At 37.9% G+C, this 6,742-nt stretch carries 10 protein-coding genes; 2 read left to right on the top strand and 8 right to left on the bottom strand.

From position 1 onward, the window contains the following. Nucleotides 1–43: 43 nt before the first annotated feature. The 8 genes from ACERJO_RS20725 to ACERJO_RS20690 all read right to left on the bottom strand — a co-directional run bounded on the left by ACERJO_RS20725 (nt 44) and on the right by ACERJO_RS20690 (nt 5,623). Nucleotides 44–541: a CcdC family protein gene (locus ACERJO_RS20725; protein ID WP_373648745.1), complete on the bottom strand. Its 498-nt coding sequence runs from the start codon at nt 539–541 to the stop codon at nt 44–46. Nucleotides 542–624: 83 nt separating this feature from the next. Continuing rightward, nucleotides 625–843 carry a YneF family protein gene (locus ACERJO_RS20720; protein ID WP_247104075.1) on the bottom strand — a complete coding sequence of 73 codons (219 nt, stop codon included), beginning with the start codon at nt 841–843 and terminating at the stop codon, nt 625–627. An 83-nt stretch (nt 844–926) separates the two neighbouring features. Further along, nucleotides 927–1,373: a sporulation inhibitor of replication protein SirA gene (gene sirA / locus ACERJO_RS20715; RefSeq protein ID WP_373648744.1), complete on the bottom strand. Its 447-nt coding sequence runs from the start codon at nt 1,371–1,373 to the stop codon at nt 927–929. 137 nt (nt 1,374–1,510) lie between these two features. Next, nucleotides 1,511–2,143 carry a hypothetical protein gene (locus ACERJO_RS20710; RefSeq protein WP_373648746.1) on the bottom strand — a complete coding sequence of 211 codons (633 nt, stop codon included), beginning with the start codon at nt 2,141–2,143 and terminating at the stop codon, nt 1,511–1,513. 7 nt (nt 2,144–2,150) lie between these two features. Then, nucleotides 2,151–4,151 (bottom strand): transketolase, encoded by a 2,001-nt coding sequence (gene tkt, locus ACERJO_RS20705; RefSeq protein WP_373648743.1) that lies wholly within the window; start codon nt 4,149–4,151, stop codon nt 2,151–2,153. A 334-nt stretch (nt 4,152–4,485) separates the two neighbouring features. Beyond that, nucleotides 4,486–4,716, bottom strand: a complete 231-nt coding sequence (locus tag ACERJO_RS20700; RefSeq protein WP_247104071.1) for a DUF896 domain-containing protein — start codon at nt 4,714–4,716, stop codon at nt 4,486–4,488. 68 nt (nt 4,717–4,784) lie between these two features. Next, nucleotides 4,785–5,429 carry a YneB family resolvase-like protein gene (locus ACERJO_RS20695; protein WP_373648742.1) on the bottom strand — a complete coding sequence of 215 codons (645 nt, stop codon included), beginning with the start codon at nt 5,427–5,429 and terminating at the stop codon, nt 4,785–4,787. Beyond that, on the bottom strand, nt 5,426–5,623 hold the full coding sequence (locus ACERJO_RS20690) for a hypothetical protein (RefSeq protein WP_247104068.1): 198 nt from the start codon (nt 5,621–5,623) through the stop codon (nt 5,426–5,428). The genes ACERJO_RS20695 and ACERJO_RS20690 overlap by 4 nt, the downstream gene beginning before the upstream one ends. Before the next feature lie 154 nt (nt 5,624–5,777). Here ACERJO_RS20690 and lexA point away from each other — a divergent pair, with 154 nt between their 5' ends. Together lexA and ACERJO_RS20680 are read left to right on the top strand one after the other, a co-directional pair. Further along, on the top strand, nt 5,778–6,401 hold the full coding sequence (gene lexA / locus ACERJO_RS20685) for a transcriptional repressor LexA (RefSeq protein WP_247104067.1): 624 nt from the start codon (nt 5,778–5,780) through the stop codon (nt 6,399–6,401). Nucleotides 6,402–6,551: 150 nt separating this feature from the next. Beyond that, nucleotides 6,552–6,692 carry a YjcZ family sporulation protein gene (locus tag ACERJO_RS20680; protein ID WP_081727981.1) on the top strand — a complete coding sequence of 47 codons (141 nt, stop codon included), beginning with the start codon at nt 6,552–6,554 and terminating at the stop codon, nt 6,690–6,692. Nucleotides 6,693–6,742: the final 50 nt, after the last annotated feature.

The raw sequence follows: 6,742 nt of genomic DNA, 5'->3' as shown, positions 1-6,742 counted from the left end.
ACCATTTCCTCAGTGAAATGGTGTCTTTCATAATAAGATTTATTTATGTTTGAGCTGGTATAAAGGACTTTTCATCTAACTCTTTCTCCATTTTTCTGTATTTCACTAGCATAGCAATTCTCCAAGGGACTATCATACCATATGCCAATAAAAAGAACATACCTGCTAGCTCTTCAACATAAATCGAGTCACCTATGACTAATTTGAAAAGAATCCGTAATAGTAATAGTCCAATTAAAATAAAAACAAATGCTTTTGAACGCTTTAAATAAATTTGCTCGTTTCGGATTTCAAACGTTGATGTTTTAATGAGTAAAATTGAAAAAAACATCCCAACTGCTAATGCTTCAATGACCTGTAGGAGGTCAGGACGAGCCGGCTCGTATAAAAACATAAAAAAACCTGTCGACATAAACATTGGAGGTAGAATAATTTTTTTTATCGTCGCTGGACGTTTTATTGCCTTTAAGCGGATAACGATCGCCATAGTAGCCATTCCTATCGCACCAAGCGTTGTCACCCATATATATAGATCATTCATGGCGCTCACCTCATTTCAAGCCTAACATCTTCACCCTACATTAAGTAGAAAAACACCTCTATATGGGAGGTGCTCGTCCATTGTTATTTCGTTTGTTGCTGCTTTTGCATCGCTTTCATCATCTGATTAATTTTCTTTTGCGATGGATTTTGCCCCATTTGCATCATCATCACTCGAAGCATTTGTTCATTAATAGGTGGATTTTTCTTTAAATATGACATCATTGTCTTACGTGCAATGAAAAACCCAATTGCGATACCTGCTACTACAGCAAGTGTATATCCAAGGATATGCCAAATCATGCGTACAACGTCCTCCTTCTTGCTAAATACCTTTCCTATTATATCTTAATGACTCTCGATTTAAAAGGCTTTATCAAAAAAACTTATAAAGGTTGAGAACGTTTTAATTGTTGAATCGGTTTCAACCAACCGTATCGGTACTCTTCAATACTAAAGGCAAAAAAGGTAGGTGCACAGCTTCTCAATACTTCAAAGAACATCATTTCGACCTCTGGTGTCCCGCTCGCGGTAACATGAATCGATTGACTGTCGATTACTAACTCTGCTTGCGCTCCTGAATTTAGCGTAATAACATTCGTCTGCTTATGATTTTCATATTGTTGGTTCTGTTTAAAGGCTTGCTTTATTTTTTGCTGAACAAACAAAGTCGGTATCGGTTTTGTAATATATTCGATTTGTTTTCGAATCACTTCTTTTTTTATTGGTGAAGCATTTTCATAGTCAAGAAACAGATAAAACAATTTTGATTCTTGTCCATAATACTGGTGAGCAACACTTTCTTCAAAAATATACAATTCATATTGTCTCATTCATGGACACCCTCTCGTTATTGTTTCCTTCAGTATACGAGATAGGAAATAAAATAGTTGTCTGAACTCGGAGCAGAGGATCACTAGTTTTGTCGAAGAGTGAACTTTTTGCTAATTACTTAACACAAAGAAGCACTTTAAACAATTAGTTTCAGCCTGTCGACTAAGTCTCGCAAAAGCGAGACAGTCGAGGGTTTTTTTGAGTAGTTGCCACGATACGGCGCTTCGACCTCGCTCCCGGGATGGGGGGAACGCTTTCCGCAGGAGGGCGTTGAACTAACCGGCATGCCGGTGGATTTCGACCTTCCCTTTCCTCCTGAAGGAATCGCCCCCCATCCCATCCGCTTTGAATAGAGGAGTAATGGAAATTCCCTTATCTTCAACCCTCTGAAATCAGAAGACATCAGACCGTTTTCCCCCTTAATATAACTGAAAAACGTCAGGGATGAACAGGCAATGATGTCAAAAAAGTTGGAAGATAAGCAGATGGAGATGGTTTTGATTGAAATATTTGTACCTGCATTCGGTCCAACATCGACAATATGATCAGCAATTTTAATAACATCCTTGTCATGTTCAATCACTGTAACAGTTTTCTCGGAGTTTTTGCAGCATCCGATTGAGTCTGCGTACATCATGGGGTGCTGAAGAAACACCCCCCCTCCAATGTCACCTACAGAAAATAGGAAATAACGTAAAAACGCCTTTGAGAATTTTTTCTCAAAGGCGTTTTGTCTACGCTCTGAAACAACTAGTTTAAAGTGCTTCAAGCATTTCTTATTTTTGTAATAATACTTTTAATTTAGCTACTATATTTTCTACAGTAAAGCCATATTCTTTAATAATCTTTTCTCCAGGTGCAGATGCTCCAAATTGATCAATCGCAATCACATCGCCATGGTCACCTACATATTTCGCCCATCCTAATGAGGACCCCATTTCTAATCCGAGGCGAGCCTTTACATTTGGAGGGAGCACTTCATCTTTATAGGATTTAGGCTGCTTTTCAAAACGATCCCAGCTTGGCATACTTACAACATTCACATGGATGCCTTCTTTTTCTAATGCTTCTTGCGCTTCAACTGCTAAAGGTACCTCTGAACCTGAAGCAAGTAACAAGGCATCAACTTCAGCTTGTGAAGATTTTGAAGCGACATAGGCACCTTTCTTCACACCTTGGTAAGCAAGTTCTTTCGTACTAGCTAATGTTTTTAGGTTTTGACGAGTTAAAACAAGTGCAGTTGGCGTATCCGTACTTTCCATTGCTACTTTCCAGGCAGCTACTGTTTCATTCCCGTCTCCTGGACGTATAATAGAAAGCCCTGGCATAGCTCGTAAAGAGGCTAATTGCTCAACAGGTTCGTGTGTCGGTCCATCTTCACCTACTGCAATACTATCATGTGTAAAGACAAACACGACCGGAAGCTTCATTAAAGAAGCAAGACGAATCGCAGGGCGCAAATAGTCAGAGAATACGAAGAACGTAGCACCAAATGCCTTTACCCCACCATGTAATGCCATCCCATTGACAGCACAACCCATTGCAAATTCACGAACACCAAACCAAATGTTACGCCCAGCATAGTTATTTCGCGAATAATCACCTAGATCTTTCATATATGTCTTGTTTGAACCAGCCAAATCAGCAGAACCACCGAAAATGTTAGGAACCTTTTTCGCAATAGCATTTAGAACTTCACCTGATGATGCACGAGTAGCTAAGCTCGAACCCGCTTCATATACAGGAAGATCTGCATCCCATCCTTCAGGTAGCTCGCCTTTTTGCGCTAGCTCAAATTGCTCAGCAAGCTCAGGGTATGATTGCTTATAAGCAGCAAATAACTTATTCCATTCCTGTTCTTTCTGTTCACCTTCAGCCTTTTTAGATGCAAAGAAATCTTTCACTTCTTCTGGAATATGGAAATCCTCTTCAAAAGTCCATTCATACGCAGCTTTTGTTAAAGCAATTTCATCTTTACCAAGTGGAGATCCGTGAGAAGCAGATTTACCAGATTTATTAGGTGAACCAAAACCAATTGTCGTCTTTACTTCAATTAACGTTGGTCGCTCGTCTTGCTGTGCTTCTTCGACAGCACGATTGATTTCATCAAGGTCTGTCCCATCTTCAACACGAATAACTTGCCATCCATAAGCCTTATAACGATCTTCAACGCTTTCAGAGAACGATAAATGCAAATCACCGTCAAGTGAAATGTCGTTTGAATCATATAATACAATGAGTCTGCCCAATTTCAAGTGACCTGCAAGTGAAGCTGCCTCTGCTGAAACGCCTTCCATTAAATCTCCATCACCACAAATCGAATATGTAAAATGATCAACGATTGTATAATCATCTTTATTATATGTGTCTGCTAAATGACGCTCTGCCATTGCCATCCCAACTGCCATAGCAATTCCTTGGCCAAGCGGACCAGTTGTCGCTTCTACTCCAGGAGTATGTCCGAATTCTGGGTGTCCTGGTGTTTTACTTCCCCATTGGCGGAACTCCTTTAAATCGTCCAAAGAAACATCATAACCAGCTAAATGTAGCATACTATACAGCAACATCGATCCGTGGCCTGCTGATAATACAAAGCGATCACGATTAGACCAAGATGGGTTAGATGGGTTATGATTCATAAATTTCGTCCAAAGACTAAATGCCATTGGAGCAGCCCCCATCGGCATTCCTGGGTGACCTGAATTCGCCTTTTCAATACTATCAATTGATAGTGTACGAATCGTATTAATTGCTAATTGTTCCGTTTGTCTTGACATTCTTTTTACCTACCTTCCTAAATTTACAGAATACTCACTCACGTCTATCATGATATACTTTCTGCAACATTTTCACAAGCATTATTCATTTAAAATGAAAAAAGAAAATGATTTATATTAATATATTAACATTTGTACAAATCAATATTCAATTATATCTTTTTGTTAGCATAATTGAGTTTAACTCATTCATACAAGCCATAAATTAAATCTCTTACCGTAAAAATCTTATTCGTTAAAGAGATCAAGAAAAATAGTTGAATAGCACAACTAAAGGTCATTAAAATGGACAGACTACCATTTTAATGACCAGAGTCGCTCAAACTTTGCTAATTTAATGCAATGAATTCTTTTTACTATCTTTTAACGCTTTTGGAGTAACATCATTTCCCTTTTCATCAACAACTTTTACTTGATGTAATTGTTGTTTAAATGACTGACGAAATGTCTTTATGTACGCTTCTCTTAACCGCTTTTGCTCCTTCGCTTCCTTATCTGTTAAACCAATTGTTTTACTCTTCTTTGCTAACTCATTAATCCGTTCAATTTGCTTACTTGAAAGCATGTCAAACACTCCTTTTTGCTACTTCTATTACTTTACACGAATGATTGACATACTTTCAAGTGGTTTGATTATGGCTGCTTCCGTTCCCACTCTTGATAGCGGCGATTGATCGTTGCTTTAGACACATCATAGCCAAGACCTTTCAATGTAACGGCTATATCGTGGAACGTTAATTTTCTTTCTCGTAATCGAATAATTTCCTCAATAGGTACATCCTTTTTTGATCTACCACCATGTGTACGATTTTTCAAATTCTGTTCAGGCCTGTAGCCATTTTCAACCGCTTTTCTCATCCCACGCTTAATCTTACTATTGTGTAATTTCCTTTGATATTCTTCCACTATAGATAAAATGTCCAAAATCATTTCATCTGCTTCTGATAATGATACAGCCCCTTGATCTTGTACCGTGAAAATGGATATTTCTCGTTTTCTGAAATGATGTAATAGTGCTGTTTTAGCATGACCTCTCCCTAAGCGAGTATCATCTTGAATTAAAAGAATGTTAATCTCACTCTTCTCTACTAAATCAAGAATATGTAAGATGCCTTCTCGATCTACATGAAACCCACTTGCTTTTTCAGAAACGACTTCACGAACGTCGAAACCGTTTTCCTTTGCAAACCGTATTAATTCGGTAGCTTGTCTTTCTAATGACGTTTGCTGTTCTTTCTTATTCGTACTTACACGACAATAAATAACGGCTTTCTTCACTCATTTTCATCCTCACTTAAGACGAGATATTCATGTTGCTCATACTGCTCCTCAAAAACATGCTTTTCTTCATTTCCTTCAATAGAGTTAGAGGATGAGGGAATCATAATCGATGTGTACATAAATAATAAAGCGATAATCCCACAAATCACAATAAACCACTCTTGCTTTGACAGACGTTTTACAGATAACATAGTGAATCACCTCTAATAAGAATGTTTGTTCGTGTACCTATCGTAATACGAACACTTGTTTTTGTCAACACGTATTTTAGAACTAACGTTTGCATTACATATGTTCGCATGGTATAATTTAGCTATTAAAGTTTGAAGAAATGAGGTGCGATTATTGTCAAAACTATCAAAACGACAACAAGAAATATTAGATTTCATCAAAGTAGAAGTAAAGAAGAAAGGTTATCCACCTTCTGTACGTGAAATCGGTGAAGCTGTAGGGCTCGCATCGAGTTCTACTGTACACGGACATCTATCGCGTCTAGAAAAAAAAGGAATTATCCGTCGAGATCCAACAAAACCAAGAGCCATTGAAGTTCTAAACCTAGACCATCATGATGCTATCGTGAAAGATCGTACGGCAAATTACGTGCCTGTTATTGGTAAGGTCACCGCAGGACTCCCAATTACAGCGGTTGAAAATGTCGATGATTACATTCCTCTTCCAGAACATTTAGCCTCAAATGATAATATGTATGCACTTTCTATTATTGGTGAAAGTATGATTGAAGCGGGCATTTATGATGGTGATATGGTCATTGTTCGTCAACAGCAATCAGCTAATAATGGTGACATTATCGTCGCAATGACAGAAGATGATGAAGCAACCGTAAAGAGATTCTTTAAAGAAAAGGATTATATACGTTTACAACCTGAAAATTCTACTATGGAACCAATTATTTTGAAGAATTGTACCGTATTAGGGAAGGTTGTAGGTTTATTTAGAACAATCCATTAATAACGAAGCTTGTCTTCAACCGTAATAAATAGTTATGCTCATGATCATAAAGTTATAACTCGTATTTTATGTGTATTCCACGTTTACCCAGTGCGTTTTTCTCAGTTTGACATAAGGTATAGTATAACCTTATGAAAGGTGGTGTCATTTATGGGCTACTATGGACCATGGTATGGTGGTTACTGTTGTCCACCACCACCACGCTGTGGAAGTGGAAGCGGTTTTGGCTTTGCGTTAATTGTTGTATTAGTGATATTGCTTATCATTCTAGGAGCAAGCTGGTATCGGTAATCTCACAAAAAAGGAACAAAAATGATTAACATTTTTGTTCCTTTTCTTTC

The sequence above is a fragment of the Halalkalibacter sp. AB-rgal2 genome (assembly GCF_041821005.1).
Classification (GTDB): domain Bacteria; phylum Bacillota; class Bacilli; order Bacillales; family Bacillaceae_D; genus Halalkalibacter.
Note: the sequence above shows the minus strand (reverse complement) of the source record. Positions and strands in the feature narration are given on the sequence as shown.